At 36.9% G+C, this 18,507-nt stretch carries 15 protein-coding genes; 6 read left to right on the forward strand and 9 right to left on the reverse strand.

The genetic code is table 11. The features are described 5' to 3' along the window. Positions 1 to 397: 397 nt before the first annotated feature. The 3 genes from BN1082_RS24345 (at position 398) to BN1082_RS24360 (ending at position 3,896) form a co-directional block, all read left to right on the forward strand. Positions 398 to 1,468 (forward strand): CotH kinase family protein, encoded by a 1,071-nt coding sequence (locus BN1082_RS24345; protein ID WP_090639439.1) that lies wholly within the window; start codon positions 398 to 400, stop codon positions 1,466 to 1,468. Between the two features lie 519 nt (positions 1,469 to 1,987). After that, positions 1,988 to 3,019 (forward strand): DUF2642 domain-containing protein, encoded by a 1,032-nt coding sequence (locus BN1082_RS24355; RefSeq protein WP_090639443.1) that lies wholly within the window; start codon positions 1,988 to 1,990, stop codon positions 3,017 to 3,019. A gap of 208 nt (positions 3,020 to 3,227) precedes the next feature. Then, the gene (locus tag BN1082_RS24360; RefSeq protein WP_090639444.1) at positions 3,228 to 3,896 is read left to right on the forward strand and encodes a DUF2642 domain-containing protein; all 669 of its coding nucleotides are present in this window, start codon (positions 3,228 to 3,230) and stop codon (positions 3,894 to 3,896) included. Between the two features lie 180 nt (positions 3,897 to 4,076). On the opposite strand, the gene BN1082_RS24365 is transcribed toward BN1082_RS24360, so the two are convergent. Beyond that, positions 4,077 to 5,150 carry an NAD(P)H-dependent flavin oxidoreductase gene (locus BN1082_RS24365; protein WP_090639446.1) on the reverse strand — a complete coding sequence of 358 codons (1,074 nt, stop codon included), beginning with the start codon at positions 5,148 to 5,150 and terminating at the stop codon, positions 4,077 to 4,079. Between the two features lie 150 nt (positions 5,151 to 5,300). Beyond that, positions 5,301 to 6,842: a DHA2 family efflux MFS transporter permease subunit gene (locus tag BN1082_RS24370; protein ID WP_090639448.1), complete on the reverse strand. Its 1,542-nt coding sequence runs from the start codon at positions 6,840 to 6,842 to the stop codon at positions 5,301 to 5,303. 185 nt (positions 6,843 to 7,027) lie between these two features. Here BN1082_RS24370 and BN1082_RS24375 point away from each other — a divergent pair, with 185 nt between their 5' ends. Next, a complete protein-coding gene (locus tag BN1082_RS24375) occupies positions 7,028 to 7,897 on the forward strand; it encodes a TetR/AcrR family transcriptional regulator (protein WP_090639820.1) in 870 nt (289 codons plus the stop codon). A gap of 246 nt (positions 7,898 to 8,143) precedes the next feature. On the opposite strand, the gene BN1082_RS24380 is transcribed toward BN1082_RS24375, so the two are convergent. The 5 genes from BN1082_RS24380 to BN1082_RS24400 form a co-directional block, all read right to left on the reverse strand. Next, positions 8,144 to 8,626, reverse strand: a complete 483-nt coding sequence (locus tag BN1082_RS24380) for a PaaI family thioesterase (protein ID WP_090639450.1) — start codon at positions 8,624 to 8,626, stop codon at positions 8,144 to 8,146. A 333-nt stretch (positions 8,627 to 8,959) separates the two neighbouring features. Continuing rightward, positions 8,960 to 9,241: a hypothetical protein gene (locus tag BN1082_RS27900; protein WP_176699938.1), complete on the reverse strand. Its 282-nt coding sequence runs from the start codon at positions 9,239 to 9,241 to the stop codon at positions 8,960 to 8,962. A 252-nt stretch (positions 9,242 to 9,493) separates the two neighbouring features. After that, the gene (gene adhE / locus BN1082_RS24390) at positions 9,494 to 12,097 is read right to left on the reverse strand and encodes a bifunctional acetaldehyde-CoA/alcohol dehydrogenase (protein WP_090639455.1); all 2,604 of its coding nucleotides are present in this window, start codon (positions 12,095 to 12,097) and stop codon (positions 9,494 to 9,496) included. A 281-nt stretch (positions 12,098 to 12,378) separates the two neighbouring features. Continuing rightward, entirely contained in the window at positions 12,379 to 13,359 is a 981-nt protein-coding gene (locus tag BN1082_RS24395) for a proline dehydrogenase family protein (RefSeq protein WP_090639821.1), read from the reverse strand. Between the two features lie 201 nt (positions 13,360 to 13,560). Continuing rightward, on the reverse strand, positions 13,561 to 14,406 hold the full coding sequence (locus BN1082_RS24400; RefSeq protein WP_090639457.1) for a hydrogenase small subunit: 846 nt from the start codon (positions 14,404 to 14,406) through the stop codon (positions 13,561 to 13,563). Positions 14,407 to 14,660: 254 nt separating this feature from the next. Between BN1082_RS24400 and BN1082_RS28635 the strand changes: the two genes are divergently transcribed. Further along, the gene (locus BN1082_RS28635; RefSeq protein WP_281177058.1) at positions 14,661 to 14,783 is read left to right on the forward strand and encodes a hypothetical protein; all 123 of its coding nucleotides are present in this window, start codon (positions 14,661 to 14,663) and stop codon (positions 14,781 to 14,783) included. Between the two features lie 57 nt (positions 14,784 to 14,840). Here the strand turns inward: BN1082_RS28635 and BN1082_RS24405 are convergent, their stop codons facing one another. Beyond that, positions 14,841 to 16,031 (reverse strand): aminotransferase-like domain-containing protein, encoded by a 1,191-nt coding sequence (locus BN1082_RS24405; protein WP_090639459.1) that lies wholly within the window; start codon positions 16,029 to 16,031, stop codon positions 14,841 to 14,843. Positions 16,032 to 16,417: 386 nt separating this feature from the next. Here BN1082_RS24405 and BN1082_RS24410 point away from each other — a divergent pair, with 386 nt between their 5' ends. Next, positions 16,418 to 16,840, forward strand: a complete 423-nt coding sequence (locus tag BN1082_RS24410) for a hypothetical protein (protein WP_090639461.1) — start codon at positions 16,418 to 16,420, stop codon at positions 16,838 to 16,840. A gap of 757 nt (positions 16,841 to 17,597) precedes the next feature. On the opposite strand, the gene BN1082_RS24415 is transcribed toward BN1082_RS24410, so the two are convergent. Then, positions 17,598 to 18,497 (reverse strand): DUF1002 domain-containing protein, encoded by a 900-nt coding sequence (locus BN1082_RS24415; protein WP_090639823.1) that lies wholly within the window; start codon positions 18,495 to 18,497, stop codon positions 17,598 to 17,600. Between the last annotated feature and the right edge of the window lie 10 nt (positions 18,498 to 18,507).

Consider the following 18,507-nt stretch of genomic DNA (forward strand, 5'->3'; position numbering starts at 1 on the left):
CGCGAGAGCCGCGACTTCTTCTCGTACCTCTGCTGTCTCTCTTTCCGCGAGAGCCGCGACTTCTTCTCGAACCTCTGCTGCCTCTCTTTCCGCGTGAGCCGATACTTCTACGACTACTCCTACGCTGGCAGACTACATTTTCTTTCGGATTATTATCCATAAAACAAACTACACCATTTTCTTGTGCTTGCAGAAATAATTCCTGCATATCAATCCCCATAGCCAATTTTCCTCCAATTTCCAAAATGTATTTACATTTCTAATTTATGGTGATTGGGTGCAGTTTGTTATAAACGTCATTTATTTTATTGAGAATCGCTTATTTTGTTCATACAGCACATTCACTGTGATGTTTGCATAAAATTTTTAAAAAATGAATTGTTTAGGGGAATTAGAATTGTTGAAATATGAGATTATTATAAATCCCAAGTTAATAAAACAATTGGAGAACGATATGTGGTCGGATACACATGTACCAGCTACACTTAAAATCGACGGTAACCAGTATACAATTGCCCTAGCTTTTCGTGGAAATGTAATCAGAAAACATAAAAAAAAATCCTATCGTATTGTTTTTCAAAAGCCTAATATAGTTAATGGTGCACATGAAATCCATTTAAATGCCGAATTCAATGACCCTTCTCTCAGTCGAAACAAACTTTCACTGGATTTTTTCCATCAAATAGGTGTAAAAGCACCAAGCTCTAAACACGTTCTTCTGTATATAAATGGCACTTGTAACGGCATTTATTTAGAACTTGAATCATTTGATCAATATCTTTTACAAAAAAGGAATTGGGCAGATGGACCAATCATTTACGCGACAAATTACTATGCTAATTTTTCCTTGGTAACACCGGAGAACAAATTAAAATCCCGCTTGAATGATGGTTACACCATTAAATATGGAACCAAAAGTGACCTTGCTCATTTAGAACAATTTATAGTAATGATTAACACGGCTAAAAATGAGGAGTTTTCAGAAAAAATATCAAACTTTCTTGATATAGACCAATATTTAAAATGGTTAGCAGGGGTTGTATGTACCCAGAATTTTGATGGGTTTATTCATAATTATGCTCTATACCGAGATCGCGACTTAAACCGCTATGAGATTACCCCATGGGATTATGACGGGACATGGGGAAGAGACCTTCACGGTAACCACTTAGATCATGACTTTATTCCTGTTACTGGCTATAACACTTTAACAGGAAGATTGCTACACTTTCAAGATTTTAAAAAGAAGTATCGAAAAATCATGACAGACATATTGGAAAATGACTTTTCAGTGGATCATCTAAAAGAGACAATTTCAGCACATTTGCAAAGCATCATCCCCTACCTTCACCTAGATCCATATATTACTTTAAATGAGGAAAAAATGAGAAAGGAGGAGGAGTTTATTTTCCAGTTTATTCAAAAAAGAAATAAATATCTTAAAGAAAATTTGATAGTGGTACAGTGAACAAGCGTATATGGTTTTGTATCATATGCTTTTTTTTGCCTATTTTTTCCTTAAACAATAAAAAAAAGGCTACTTTATTAGTACAACATCATACCATGATACATATAGATGCATTATAAATGCTTATTTAATTAAAAGGAGGAAAACCACTATATTCATAGGTATTTGATGAAGTAATTAATCGGTATAATTATCAAGGTGGATCGAGTTGGTCCAGAGAAAATAGAAGGCGTTTTAAGCGATATTATTAAGGATTTTATTTCTTTAGCAACAAGGAGAAAATTTTTCGCTTCTCAATGTTCCATATCCGCAATATTAGCTACGGATTAAAAATTGAAAAAGAAGAGAGCTCCGAAAATCAAGGTATTATGGAAAAAATGTCAAATCCGAAAAACAAGCTTTACGTCAACGAGTCATTCAAAACGATAGCCATCAATATCCAAAACAATAAAATAATAAAAATAATGTCTCTTTTCAGCAAAAGAAGCGACAACATTATCTCCAAAGGAGGACCGAATTATGGAAATAGAACAAGACACATCTACACTAGATTTACTTATTGGGTTTAATGTAAATCTATATGTAGGTGAGGAAATTTTTAAAGGAAAGCTTATTGATGTGGAACCTGATCACATCATCTTGGAAAATGAGAATAATAATATTTTTTATTATAGTACTGACCATATTCAAGCCATCGAAAAAGATACAAAAGAGTTTCCAGGACAAGAAGCAACAGCAGAATATTTGCAAACACAAAGCCTGATAGATTTATTGCACTCACTTAAAAATTCTTGGGTTACGATTTTGTGCCTGAATAAACAAAAATTTAATGGAGTTTTAAGCCAAGTAGATAAAAGCTTTGCCACATTAATAAGTGGCGAAGAAAGGATTTTTATCAAGTTATCCTATATTTCTAATGTTTTCAAAGGAATTCTCAAAGAAAATAATATTGAAAATGAGGCAAAGAATCAAGATCAATATCAGGCTAAGAATCAGGACCAAAATGAGGAAAAGAAGAAAGAAGAACACATTGAAATTGGGTTTAATGAAAAGGCAGACCATGAAACAGCATCCGTACTCAAAACGGACCTCCTAGACGAGTCATCTATTAAAGTAGTAGCAAGCGCCTCTGACAAGGACTTAAAGGTTTGGTCTCAATCCATTAAGGATATTAAAGAAAAATTGAACTTTGACATAACACAAAAAATCAACACGAAAATGAAAAAATCAATAGAAGACGAGTTCCAATTAATCAATAGGGAAAACGAGAGTAAAAAATTGAATGTGAAATCCCGCGAAAATGAACGAAAACCTACTAATGAGGTAAAAGCGCCTAAAAAACAAGAACCTGTGATCATGGGAAAGGATGTTGTACTTCCTAATTCTTCTAAATCACCTTCCAAGGTGGGACAGTACATTCCACAAGCTAAAAATGAAGAAGTAAAACGGAAAGAAGATTCAATTTCAACCTCCCGCTTTTTAGGTGAACCAGCCAATTTACGTGAAATCGAACGTACTGTTTTTTCTGGGTGGCCAGATCCTAGAGATTGACCTAGAATCTAACATTGCATCCATAATTAATTGAAAATAGGATGATATATTCCACCTTAATCAGCGATTTCATTAAATCTAAATACATCCCCAAAACAATTACAAAAATGAGCTGGGCATTTATAGTTTTGACGTAATACATCTGTGTTTTTATATCAAGATCGCTTTGCTCTTTTTGTAAGAAATAACAAGGAAAGGATGTGAGTGAATGAATCTAAAAGATCATATTGGAAAATATATTAAACTTGAGATATCAGGTAAGAAATTCTTAACCGGGATTCTGATTGAAATTGGCAGTGATTTGTGGGTGCTTTTCAACGGTATAGATTATCTATACATCCCGATCATCCATATTCAAAATTGGCAATTCATGAAACATGATGAAATTGATGAAATCACTTCGAATAACGAACCAACTCCGATTTATAATCATAATGAAGAAATATCTTTAAGAAAAACTCTAACAGCAGCTAAAGGAATTTTCACCGAAATATATGTAACCAGTAATCAAACACTGCATGGGTATATTATAAGCATTATGAATAACTACTTTGTCTTCTACTCCCCTATTTATAAAACAATGTTTATCTCCTTAAACCATTTAAAATGGTTAATACCGTATACCAATAACCAACGCCCATACGGATTGGGAAATGATAGTTTGCCGGTAAACCCGAGCAATATCACATTCGCAAGATCATTTGAAGTCCAAATTGATAAATTAACGGGTGAATTGATTATTTTTAATATTGGTGAAGATGAGAATGTCATAGGAAAAATCCAGGGAATCAAGAACAACTTCGTCGAACTCATCACTGCTAAAGGAGACCCGGTATATGTAAACCTCCAGCAAATAAAAACCGTACACATGACCTAAAACACCCAGCGTAGACGCTTGGGTGTCTTCTTTTTGTTACTTTTTTTGGTTTCTCTTCTTGGGTGTCAGGCACCGTTCGTGGACGATTGTCTTTCAGGAGTGTACAGTCTTAAGTAGAGTGTACAAATTAAAAGGACTGAATGATGGAGCGTTTTTCCACTGATTCAGTCCTTGTTTTTGTCAATCTTGATTACAAAATATTTCTATCTCATGTTTGATATTATCGATTAACTCCTTCACGGATTGTTTTTTTGCCAATCGTGGACTTTGACCTGCCCAAAGTGACATACATTCGATATTCCCTGCTTCTTTGGAAGCTTTTCTTATTCCATTTGTGAGTTCATTTTGAAGTGGATATTCCGGAAAAGAATCCTCAAAAGGTTTCATTACTTCAATAAAATGATTGTTGACACCTCTTGCTAGCTTTCCTGAAAAAGACTTGGTCAATACGACCTTATCTTCGGTTGATTGCATGATCGCATCTTTATGAAGAAGATTAGCGCCACTCTCATCGCAAACAAGAAAGGCGGTACCCATTTGTACACATTTTGCACCTAGGCATTTGGCAGCCATGACCCCTCTTCCATCCATAATCCCTCCAGCTGCTATGATCGGAATTCCAATATTGTCTGCAACTTGGGGAATAAGCGATATTAAGCCAATAAGACTTTGCTCGGGGTCCCCTAAAAAGGTCCCGCGATGGCCACCCGATTCAACTCCCTGAACTACTACTGCATCCATTCCCGCCATTTCATTCATGATCGCTTCTTGGACTGATGTAGCTGTGCCAATAATCATAATTGACTTTTTCTTTAACTTTTCCATTAATTCTTGAGAGGGAATTCCAAACGTAGATGAACAAATTGAAATTTTTTCTTCCAAGATCACGTTAATTTGCCTATGAAAAGTTTCCATATCCCTATCATAGTTAGGCAGCTGCCTCGGAGGCTCAACTCCTAAATCACTTCGAATCGGCTCTAATAAAGAATTGGCCTTTTGCAGACTCTCATCATCTACGATGTATCTTGTTGGTACAAATAAATTTACTCCAAAAGGTTTATCAGTCAGCTTTTTTACTTCTTGAATTTGTTGCTTCAACGCACTTGGACTCATATATCCAGCCCCAATCATTCCAAGTCCGCCTGCATTTGATACTGCGGAAACCAATGAAGAAGATGTAGGTCCGCCTGCCATCGGAGCCTGAATAATCGGTACCGAAATGTTTAAAACCCTCGTTAACTCATTTTTCCACATGTTTATGAACCACCCCTCCACCAAACCATTTATCCATTCTTTTTTCTATATCTAATATACCAAAAACTTGGTGTCAGGCACCACTCGTGTACATTTGTACGCGTGGGGTGTACAAAAAAAAAGAGGTGACAAAATCGTCACCCCTGTTTGTTAGTTTTCTGCTAATTTATTTACAACCTGTTGATCAGCCTTCTTGGCATTGATAGGATCTTCTGCTTGTTTTGAACGCTTAATAAAAAATGCAAGAATAAGTGCTACACATGCGATACCTACAGATATAAGGAAGGCATCATTAATCCCTTCGAGCATTGCCTTCATCGCAATTTGATGCTTCATTTCAGCGATGACTTGCGGAGATGGTTGCTGTGTCAGATGTTGATTTTTCATATGTTCCATTGCAGCTGCAGCTAAATCAGAAGCATGTGTTTTCGTTCGAGTAGACATAATCGTGATTAACAGTGCTGAGCCTATAGCACCTGAAATCTGCTGTAATGTATTGTTCATCGCTGTTCCGTGTGGATAAAAACGCGCTGGCAATTGGTTTAGCCCATTTGTCATAACTGGCATCATAACCATTGACATTCCAAACATCCGTGCAGAATACAAAAGCATTAAGTGCGTATAGGAAGTAGTAAGGGTTAATTTGCTGAAAAAATATGTCGTTAATACGATAATGGATAGCCCAGTGACCGCTAAAATTCGACCACCAAACTTGTCAAATAATTTACCTGTAATCGGAGACATAATCCCCATCAAAATGGCTCCTGGTAACAGTAATAACCCGGAATGCATTGGAGAAATTCCGCGAATATTTTGCACATATAGCGGTAAAAGCAGCATTGCCGAGAACATAGCCATAGAGATAACAATCGAAATCGCTGAAGATAATGCATACATAGGATATTTGTAAATCCTGAATTCAAGCATTGGTTTTTCAAGCTTTAACTGTCGTAAAATAAACAAGATTAACGAAACGGCACCAACACTAATCGTGCCATACACTTCCGGGCTGCCCCAACCTTTGTTCCCTGCAGAACTAAAGCCATACAACAAACCGCCGAAAGCTACACTTGATAAAAGAAGTGACAGTAAATCGAGACGAATATCATTTTTTGCCTTTTTATCTTTTAGTAAGAAAAAGCCAATAATAAGAACGATGAGTGCAATCGGTGAAACAAGATGGAATAAAATTCTCCAATCGTAATGTTCAATAAGATAGCCTGATAATGTAGGACCAATAGCTGGAGCAAAAATGAATACTAAACCAAATAACCCCATTGCCGCTCCCCTTTTTTCAGGCGGGAAGCTAGTTAACATTACATTCATTAACAACGGCATCATAATCGCAGATCCGGAAGCCTGAATCATTCTCGCCACTAATAAAACCGTAAACGAAGGCGCAAATCCTGCTAAAAGAGTACCGACAGAAAATAAACTGATTGCGGTAAGAAATAGCCTTCTTACCGAATATTTTTGAATTAAAAATGCTGTAGTCGGGATCATGATTCCGTTTACGAGCATATAACCTGTTGAGAGCCATTGAACGGTTGATGCGGATTCTTTTAAATCCTTCATTATTGATGGCAAAGCAACATTTAAAAGTGTTTCGTTTAGCATTGATACAAAAGCCCCGATCATGAGAATGGCTATAATCCCATACGGTGGACGATTATTCTTAATGGAATGTTCCATTGTATTTCCCCCTTAAACTGGTAGTTCATTTTTTTGTACCTTGATTACGCATAAACACTATATTATACCTCCAGTTCATTTTTGGCAACAAATAAATATCTGGTAATAGAGGGTTTGTATAATTGCGAATAATAAAGTACAATAATTTTGTACAGGTAGTCTAAAGAGGATTTAAGGTGAATGTTATGAACGATCGCAAGCAGCATGTAATAAATAAAGCACATCAATTGTTTATCGACAAAGGCTTTCAAGCCACTTCTATACAAGATATTCTAGAATATAGTGGAATTTCGAAAGGCACATTTTACAATTATTTTTCATCAAAAAGTGAATTACTAATTGCTATTTTTAAATCCCTCAACAAGGAAATAGAAAAGGACCGCAATGAGGTATTAATTGGACATAATCGTTCAGACATTGAGATTTTTATCAAACAGATTGAAATTCAGATGAATTCCAATCGAAAATATAAATTAATCTCCTTGTTTGAAGAAGTTTTTTTATCAAATGATGATACATTAAAGGAATTTATGAAGAGGACACATTTTATGCAGCTTCGTTGGACTTTTAATCGATTTATTGATATTTTTGGCGAAGAGAAAAAACCATACCTATTGGACTGCGCGATTATGTTTATGGGAATTTTACAACTTAATCTCCATTACCACTTTATTGAAAAAGAATGTCCTGTTGATATTTCAAAGGTAATCCGCTATAGTGTCAATCGTATTACCCATTTGGTGGAAGAAGTAGCTGCAGAAGGTTCACAACTCCGTGACCCGGAAATTTTAGAAAAATGGTTACCAGAAAAATCGGACCTTGCCTTTCAGAAAAAACTTTATTCAACCATTCTATCCCTAAAGAAAACATTGGTTCATCATAAAGAACAAGAAAAATTTATGGAGCTGCTCGACTTTATTCAAGAAGAATTATTACATGCAAAAGAGCCGCGAAAATTCCTTATCCAAAGCGCAATCTCAGCCTTACAAGAAAATCAGGAGGATACTTGGCAAAAAGAACTCCATAAACTAGAACGACTAATAGGCGACTTTTAACAGATTTGACGAACATATATACTTTGGAAAAAAATACGACTTATCGACAAACAGTTGGAAAACGTCTAAATACTAGTTTCAGAAGAATTTATGGCGATGGAAAACGTCAAATGGTTGAAAACCAAGTAAATCCTTTTGTTAGTGATAAAGATTTTACAATGTTAAAGGAATGTTTGAAATGTAGCATTTTCATAAATTAAATAAAGAAGCTCGCGGTCAGCGAGCTTCTTTTGCATGATTTAAATCTTATTTTATAAAAGTACTTGGCATAACGACTGCGACAACTTCTCCACGAGCACATAGCTCCCCATCGGCGTATACCTCTGTTTCCACTTTCCACTTTTTCGGGTGAATCTCATGCACTGTTCCAAGCGCTTTTAACGCTACGCCATGTGGAGTTGGTTTAACAAAATCGACCTTTAACGAAGCGGTTACGAAACGGGGTGGTTCAGCTCCTTCACCCACGTCATGACCATTCTTTCGATGGAGTGCAAGAGATGCTGAGCCTGTCCCGTGACAATCAACAAATGACGCAATTAGACCACCGTAAACAAAGCCAGGTAAAGCCAAATGCTCCGGTTTAGGTGTAAATATTGTCATCGTTTGCTCCCCATGCCAGCCAGTTCGAAAATGGTGCCCCTTCTCATTCAAACGACCACAACCATAACACCACGCAAAATCATCTGGATATTCATCTTGAATAGCTTTATGTACTATAATCTCCACCACTACTCCCCCTTTGTCAGAATTATTATAACATACAGACGAAAAAAAATGTCGTCTATTGCTAACTTCTATTTGGTGTCAGGCACTGCAAGATAGGACATTCAAGGTAATAAGTATAGTTCGAGCCTATTTCGAATCAAAATGGAAAAAAATTCAAGAAACTAAACACTTGTATCAGACATGAAGTTACTTGTCTTCATATCATATATAACTGAAAGATACCAAAAAGTCTTTCAAATTTTTATGAATAATAAGGAGGGTTTTTAATGAGTCTTTATTCACCATTAGATATCATTGAGGCTGTGGAGGGGATTAACGATTTAGGAATAAGAGGATTTATGGATTCGGATCCAGGCTCTGGTCGTACTCGCCGTCGTACCTCTCGCCGTCGCACCTCTCGCCGTCGCACATCTCGCCGTCGTACTTCTCGCCGTCGTACTTCTCGTCGTCGCACAACTCGCTGCACACTTCGTTGCACTCGCCGTCGCACTCGCCGTTCCCGCAAATGCACACTTCGTTGCACTCGCCGTCGCACTCGCCGTTCCCGCAAATGCACACTTCGTTGCACTCGCCGTCGTACTTCTCGTCGTCGTACTCGCCGTTCCCGTAAATGCACACTTCGTTGCACTCGTCGTCGTACTACTCGTCGTCGTTCAACTCGCCGTCGCTCACGTCGACGGGGCTGCTAGGCGCTCCGCCGAAAAACTCGCGTTTTTCGGCGTGCGAGGCATCGCTTTCGAAGCTTACTCTTATGGAGCTAGACAATCCTTAAAGTCAAAATTTTTACTTTCTAATCAAATAAAAACAAGCATCAGTGCAAAAACTGATGCTTGTTTTCCTTTTTGCTTTTATTATCCAAATAATTTTGGATTAAACACCTTTATAAGCTAAGCGATAAATTTCAGCTAATTCCGTTACGAGTGGAAGCTTCGGATTAGCAGTTGTACATTGATCTTCAAAGGCCCGATCTGCTAAATAGTCGACTTTGCTTTCGAATTGAGCTTTATCGATATTGTTTGCTTGAAGGCTCATTGGTACGTCAAGTTCTTTTGCCAATTTGATAATGGCTTGAACAAGACTTTCTACGCCTTCAGCAGTTGTTTTTGCTGGGAGACCAAGCGTTCTTGCAATTTCCGCATACCGTTTATCAGCTTTAAAATGGTTATATTTAGGGAATGCCGTGAACTTTTCTGGTTTCGTAGCATTATAACGAATAACATGTGGCAGAAGAACTGCGTTTGCACGTCCATGAGCGATATGGAATTCCGCTCCTAATTTATGCGCAAGGCTGTGGTTAATGCCTAGGAACGCATTGGCAAAGGCCATACCGGCAATTGTTGAAGCATTGTGCATTTTCTCACGAGCTTCTTCATCACTTCCATTTTTATAAGCTTTTGGTAGATACTCAAATACAAGCTGAATAGATCTCATTGCTAGACCATCTGTAAAGTCATTTGCCATACAAGAAACATAGGCTTCAATCGCATGTGTCAAGACGTCCAAACCTGTATCAGCAGTTATATGTTTAGGAACCGTCATAACAAATTGCGGGTCAATAATCGCCACATCCGGAGTCAATTCATAGTCCGCAAGTGGGTATTTTACATTAGCTGCTTTATCAGTAATAACAGAGAAAGATGTTACCTCTGAACCTGTACCAGAAGTAGTAGGAATCGCTACGAATTGTGCTTTTGTACCAAGATGAGGGTATTTGACAATCCGTTTACGAATATCTAGGAACTTCTGCTTTAATCCAAAGAAATCTGCTTCTGGATGTTCATAGAACAACCACATACCTTTGGCGGCATCCATTGCAGAACCTCCGCCAAGTGCGATGATGACATCTGGCTGGAATTTAGCCATCATTTCTGCACCCTTCATTACGGTTTCGATAGATGGATCTGGTTCAACTTCTGAGAAAATTTCACAGTGCACATAATCTGGACGTTTACGTAAATAATATAATACTTTATCTACATATCCCAATTTCACCATGCCAGGATCTGTTACAATGAATGCTTTCGAAATTTTTGGCATTTTAGCTAGATACTGAGTTGAATTCTTTTCAAAATAAATTTTAGATGGAACTTTGAACCATTGCATGTTCACGTTTCTCTTCGCAACCTTTTTAATATTGATTAGATGTATAGCTCCAACGTTAGTAGAAACAGAGTTTCCGCCATAAGTACCACAGCCAAGTGTTAATGATGGAATATAAGCATTATAGATATCACCAATAGCACCTTGTGATGATGGAGCATTCACGATAATACGTCCTGCTTTCATACGTAAGCCATATGCCTTGATTGCTTCATCACTTGTAGTGTGAATAACTGCAGAGTGGCCTAGACCGCCAAATTCAAGCATTTCTTCTGCTCTATTTAAACCTTCCTCTAAACCATTCACTTTGTAGCAAGCTAAAACTGGGCTTAATTTTTCCCTTGATAGTGGATATGCTGGACCAACACCTTTTAATTCCGCTACTAAAATCTTCGTGCCTTCGGGAACCGTTACGCCGGCCATTTGAGCGATTTTATAGGCAGCCATCCCAACAATAGCAGCATTTACTGCACAAGATTGTTCGTTGATGACAAGTTTTTCAACCTTTTGTCTTTCTTCCTCATTTAAGAAATAGCAGTTATTTGCTTTCATTTCATCTTTAACATCTTGGTAAACTTCTTTATCAATAATGACTGCTTGCTCAGAAGCACAAATCATTCCATTATCAAAAGTTTTAGATAGAATTAAATCATTTACTGCTTGTTTAAGATTAGCTGTTTTTTCAATGTAGCATGGAACATTTCCTGGTCCTACGCCAAGTGCTGGTTTTCCTGAGCTATAGGCGGATTTAACCATTCCGGCACCACCAGTAGCAAGGATGAGTGAAATTTTAGGATGGTTCATCAAAGCTTGAGTTGCTTCAAGTGATGGTGTTTCAATCCATTGAATACAATTTTCAGGAGCTCCTGCTTTAATAGCTGCATCTCTAAGTACCCTAGCTGCTTCACTGCTGCTTTTTTGTGCAGATGGATGGAAAGCAAATACGATTGGGTTTCTTGTTTTAATGGAAATCAATGATTTAAACATTGTTGTAGATGTAGGATTCGTTACTGGAGTTACCCCTGCAACAACACCAACCGGCTCAGCAATTTCCATAATTCCTTCTAATTCGTTTTCATTAATTACGCCAACTGTTTTGTTGTATTTAATATTGTGATAAACATATTCTGTAGCGAACATGTTTTTAATAATCTTATCTTCGTAAACTCCTCTTTTGGTTTCTTCAACGGCAAGCTTTGCAAGCTGCATATGTTGATCCAAACCGGCTAACGCCATTTGTTTAACAATTTCATCAACACTTTCTTGGTCAAAGCTGCGAAATTCTTTTAGCGCCTTCAAACCATTCTCAACTAAACGATCAACCATTTCATTGACATTTTGTTTTTGTTTAACTACTTTTTGTTCTACAGTCATTGTATTTCCCTCCATGTGTATTTTGGGGTAATGATTGAATGCAATGCTTATTTATAAAAAGGATTTTTGGGGATTTTTTCATTCCTTTATCCTTTATGCTCACATGATAGCATGGAAATTTGGCGATAAGTATGTGAAATATTGAACATTCTATGAATCTAATATGTACACTTTGTTAATAGTATTATTTAAAGCGCTTTCATTTTAGAGTAATAAGAAAAAACCTCTCATTCGCAAAAATGAGAGGTTCGTCAACAGAATTAATGACAGCGCTTTAAAAATTATTTTCGTTTTTTCTTCTTAGTGGTCATTCTTCCTAATAAAAATGCCCCTGCTGCCACGCCAATGACTGTGTTAGTTTTTTTGTTAAATACTTGTTTCGCAACAAGATTTACATTCTGAGGTCTTTCTGCTAAACGTCTCATGAAATAACCATACCAGTCATCGCCAAAAGGAACATATGTGCAGAAGTTATAGCCTTCACTAGCCAACTTGAGTTGTAACTCTTTCCGGAAACCATACAACATTTGGAACTCGAATTTATCATTCGGAATATTGTTTTTCTTCACAAATTCCTTGATATGGTTAATAATTCGATGATCGTGTGTCGCAATTGATGTAAATTTTCCGTTTAACAGATGCCATTCAGTCAGATTGATAAAGTTTTTATCAATTTCACTCTTATCTTGATATGCAATCTCCGGAGACTCTTTGTAAGCACCTTTTACAATTCGGATACGGAAATTCTCATACTTTTTCAGATCTTCTAGTGCATGATGGAAATAAGCTTGAATTACAGTACCGACATTATCATATTCCATTGAAAGTACATCTAATATTTGAAAAGTAGGCTCAAGATGAGTGAAATCCTCCATGTCAATGTTGACAAACATATCATATCTATTTGCTTTATCAACAATTTCCCTTAAGTTACTCAAGCAGAAATCATAATCTATATCCAAACCTAATTGAGTTGGTTTTAAGGAAATATGTGCATCGACATTATTCTTATGAATCGCTTCGATTACATTAAGAATTTTTTCTTTCGCATCTGCCGCCTCTTCTTTTTTATACACAAATTCTCCTAAATTATCGACCGTACAAGAGATTCCATGATTGTTAAGCTCTCTTATACTTTTGATCGCTTCTTCAATATTTGTTCCGGCTACGACACTTTGCGCGCCCATTTTTAAACCGTATTTTTTAGCGGTACTATTCAATAATTGGTTTTGGGATAAGCCAATGAAAAAATCTTTTAACATAGACATAGCGTTTACTCCTAACTGTTGTATTATTCGAAATTATTATAGCATACTTTTTTGATAACGGTTACTCACCGAAAATTACGAATATTTTAATCCCAATTTAAGCTTTATTTCACCTAACCCATACAAAAAATCTTTGTGCTTCTTAACTTTAGGAAGAAAAAAAAGACCGGAATCCTTTGCCGATCTTTTCGTCGTTTACTTTTTCTTTTTCCCGCAAAAGGAACCCTTGTCCCAAAAGTTTTTTTCGGAGCAGCCTATACAGGTGAAACCTGCGGAAATACAGCGTTCGCTCACAATAGATTCACATGCATTAAAGGCTGTAGGGCCCTTACAGCCCAGCTTGAACAAGCAATAGCCTTTTCTCGCGCCCTCATCATCATATGATTCGGCAAATAATTTTTGATCAAAATACGGTTTACGGTGACAAGTCATATGTACCGTTGTTTGATAGAACGCTTTTGGGCGAAGCTTTTTATCAAGTTCAGGCAGCTCTCCGTGGAAATGAATATGTAAAAACGTTCCAACGATAACCTCTGGTATGGGTGGACAGCCTGGAACAAGTGCAACAGGAATATCATCAGGAATGAGAGTTCTTAGATCAACGGAATTGGTTGGATTGCTGCCTGCTGACGTAATTCCTCCCCAAGCGGAACAGCTTCCAACTGCAATGACTGCCTTTGCATTTTTGGCTGCTTGGATAATTTCTTCTCGTACCGATTTGCCTGCAATCATGAGAAATTCATCGCTTCCCGGGATACCCCCTTCAACTGCAAGAACATATTGCCCTTTATATTTTTCAAAAATCGTTTCTTTATGTTCCTCCACCTGAAAGCCGCTCGCTACAGATAATAGCTCACTATATTCCAAAGAAATAAAATTCAAGATTGCATCTAATGAGGAAGGCTCAAAGGATCGCGTAAATGCCTCTTTGCAACCAGTGCAATCAAGAGCACTTATCCAAATAATAGGAAGTCGATGATCCGTTTTATTTAACATTTCCTCCGTAACATTTATAGTCTCTAACCAATTGTACGGCTGCATATGAATGTCTCCTCTACCTAGAATAACGACTTTCTCTTTTTTGTAACTATTTTTGTTCAACTTTTCACAATCTTTTACAATTATATTATAGTTTCAAAAACTAGTACTATGCAATGAAAAGAATGTGAAAAATTAGCGGTACACAAAAACGTCAAATTTATGAAGGACAAAAAAGATGAAATAGTAAAAATAAGTGTATGAAATGATCACGTTCATCTTAGACTAATGAAGAAAAAATAATGGGAGGAAACTTGATGGATAAAAAAATTAAAAGCTATCCTAACGCTAGCCTTGGAGGGAAATTATCAAAAACAAAGGGCGATGTAGATTCCGGACATTTAAGGTACGGAATTAAAGATGATAAAAAAAAAGAGTAAGCACAAAAAAACAGCCATCAATCTATGGCTGTTTTTTTGTGGTGTCAGGCACCAAATTTATTTGAGGATTGCAGGCTTTAACAAGACTTCGACTAAGCGGTCCATGCCAAGTTTAATTTTTTCTGGCGTGGAATGGCTAAAGTTTAATCGGAAGGTGTTATACTTTGGCTGATTCACGTAGAAGGGGGCACCTGGGACAAAGGCAACACCGTTCTCAACTGCTTCATGAAGCAGTGTAGTGGTGTTTATGTTTTCATTTCCTTCTACCCACATAAACATTCCACCTTTTGGTTCTTTCCATGTAAACAAATCAGAGCCTAGTCTCTGCAAATAATCCCTCATAATGCACATCCGTAAGTAGTACTCTTTTCTTACATGTTCGATATGTTCATCAAGATTGAAATCACGCAAGAGGTAATATAGGGCCTGCTGGTCGATACTGCTCGAATGTAAATCATTCATTTGCTTCGCTTTCGCCATCATTTGAACCACTTCTAATGGTCCAGTGACCCAACCTGTTCTTAGGGCTGGTACAACGGACTTTGAAAAAGTACTCGTATATAACACATGGCTCTGATAGGAATCCAAGGAAGCTACAGGCTTATATTTTTCATCTTGGTTAAATTGAATATCACCATAAGGATCATCTTCTAAGATTAGAACATCATTTTCATAGCAAAGAGATAGTAGGATTTCACGACGCTCGTTACTCCAAACCTTGCCATCCGGATTAGAAAAAGTAGGAATGATATAAACGAATTTAGGATGTAACTGTTCCAGCTTTACTTTTAAGTCATCAGGTTCCATCCCATGCTCGTCACTCTTGACGGCAACCACATTTGCTCCGTAGGATTGAAATACTTGCAAGGCAGAAAGATATGTAGGATCTTCAGTAAGGACCACATCACCGGGCGCAAGCATGATTCTTGAAAACAAATCTATGACTTGCTGCGAACCAGTTGTAAGTAGAATATTTTCTGGTGTGGAAGAGATCCCTTTTCGGCTCATTCTTGATTGAATAGCTTCACGAAGGGGGATGTATCCTTCAGTCAACCCGTATTGAAGGGAAGATTTTCCTGATGCAAAAACTTGTTCATAGGCATTTTTTACTGCCTCGAGCGGGAAAATATCTTCGGCTGGTAATCCTCCAGCAAATGAAATAATGTGTGCCTGCTGGGTTACTTTTAGGATGTCTCTAACAGCAGAAGATTCATAGTTCTTGGTTTGTGGTGCAAATGAATAGTTCAACGATAGTCGCTTCCTTTTAAAAAAATTTGTAAGAGGATGAAGTACAATCCCCTATTTCTATAATCCTAATCGATAATAGAATAATAAAGTTTATAGTATATTATAAAAGTCTGATAAGCAAGTTCCTTCCTTAAAATTTCTTAAAATTTCTAAAAATTTAATTTTCTATATCTAAACTTCTTAGTACCTTGTTACAACATCTAAAAGTCGAAATATGTTATAATATTAATATCATCCATTAAAAGATATTTTATGGAGCGATAATTTGCACCCCCATTGTTTCAATTATTTAGTAGGACTCCTGTTAAATTACCTTGAATCATATATTACTCCGACATACAAGCTCAACTAGATATAAATACAGATAGTAGAAAGGATGTTCATAGTTGGAAAGTAAAATTGAAACAGTTTATATATTAGAAAATCCTGAGAAAAATATTAGAAAATTTGCAACTGGGTATCAGCTTCGTTATGATGATACGATCAAAGAGGTTTTCGGAGTAGCCTGTATGCATGATCTAACGATGATGCTTCAATTTAACAAGAGTTTTCAAGAAAGTATTTGTAGGAAAGATGGAATATCTGAAAGTAATATCACTCTTAATTGTATTATTCGTATTGCTTCAAAAGATGAATTACATCATTTAAGAAAACAATTGGTAGAAAAAATGCATCAAGATAGCCAATTGTCTCAAGAAAATGAAAACCCGATCCCTTGCCCTTTTAATTCCATCATTAAGCTGCAAGAAGGAATTTTCAAGTGGGATGACCACAATTCCTCCTATATACCAATGGTAAAAGGTGCTTAAAATAATCACCTTTTTCCCCTGAATTTCCCTCCACGAAATTCAGGTCTCATACATAGAAAACTACTATTAATAAACGTCTTTGAACTATAGTTATATTCCCCTCAAAATTCTCTATCGCTCCTACTTTATTCTATTTCTAATCCTTTCCTCCTTACCATTTTCATGAAGAGATTTTTTTCAATAATACTTGTACGGTACAAGTATTATATTAATATATTCGAGTATATTTCTGGAGGTGTCAGGGACCGAAATTGGTGCCTGACACCTCCAGTAAATGGATTTGTTTAAAAAATCGTTGATTCTGCTTTTCAACAACCTAAATTGCTTGGATTTATTCAAAATGGTCATTGATTCAGCTCATCAATGACCCAAATCGCTTGGTTTTGTACAAAGCGGTCGTTGATAGTGCTTATCAAGGACCAAAATCGCTTGATTTTATTCAAAACGGTCGTTGATAACACTTATCAACGACCAGAATCGCTTGGTTTTATTCAAAACGGTCGTTGATAACTCTCATCAACGACCAGAGTCGCTTGGTTTTATTCAAAACGGTCGTTGATAACTCTTATCAACGACCAGAATCGCTTGGTTTTATTCAAAACGGTCGTTGATAACACTTATCAACGACCAAAATTGCTTGGTTTTATTCAAAATGGTCGTTGATACAACTCATCAAAGTCCAAATTCATTAGTGTCTTAAATGACGCTCTAAGTGTAGATAATCAATTTAGAAGAATTGTGGTGTCAGGCACCACGATTAAGAAAATAGACTTTTGATGCTGTCGAATAATTTTTTAAAGAAGTCCCCTACTTTTTGGAGAAAGTTTTTGTCCCCTACTGTTTCTTTAATCCGCTGCTGAATGTCCTGTGAGAGGTGATCGAGCTGCGATTTGGCATTGTCAAAATTGATATTCAGGTGACGCATTTTATCAAACAAGTCAATTAAAAGCTGTCGATCTTCTGGGCTTAAGGTGATTTTCAGTGACTTTAACTTATCATCAATGATCTTGGCAATATCGTCTTTTGTCGCTGGTTTTTGTACAGCTATCTCTTTTTTTATATCTGTAAGCAGCTGACCCACTTTATCCTTGTCCACCCCATCATTTTTCGCTAAATTAGTTGCCAGGTTCAACTCTTCATTTGCCACTTCTGTTCGATCCTTATTTAGAGCCGTTCCACCTTTTCCTTGATCGTAGGCCTTATAAATCCCAACCAATGCGGAATGCCCACTAACTTTTACCGGTGAAGCGATATCAACAACAGCATCCTTTACTCCAGCTGTCAACAAGGCATTCGCATACATTTCATTTGTAACCTCTGTTATATTTTCAGGTGTGACCTGATGAATGATCAGCCCTGTCCCAGGGTCCTTCCTCGTAATTTTAGCCGATGAATACATATGGGCGTTTGGGTCACCCTTAATATACGTTGCCAGATCTTGCCCTATGACCGTTATTTCGTTTACCTTACTCGTGTCTGTAACATTCAATAGTTTTCTTACTTCTTCCTTTTGCGAAGGAGATAGTTGTGCTCCGTATACGACAACCGGCAATCCATATTTTTCGTTGATGCTTTCATCATCACCATTAGAAGCAAGTGCGACGCTTGAATTTTTTATGAAGAATACTGAAAAAAGTACAGCCGCAAAAGCTGCCATTTTAAAAAAA

It is taken from the genome of Neobacillus massiliamazoniensis (assembly GCF_001048695.1).
GTDB classification, from domain to species: Bacteria; Bacillota; Bacilli; order Bacillales; family Cytobacillaceae; genus Neobacillus; species Neobacillus massiliamazoniensis.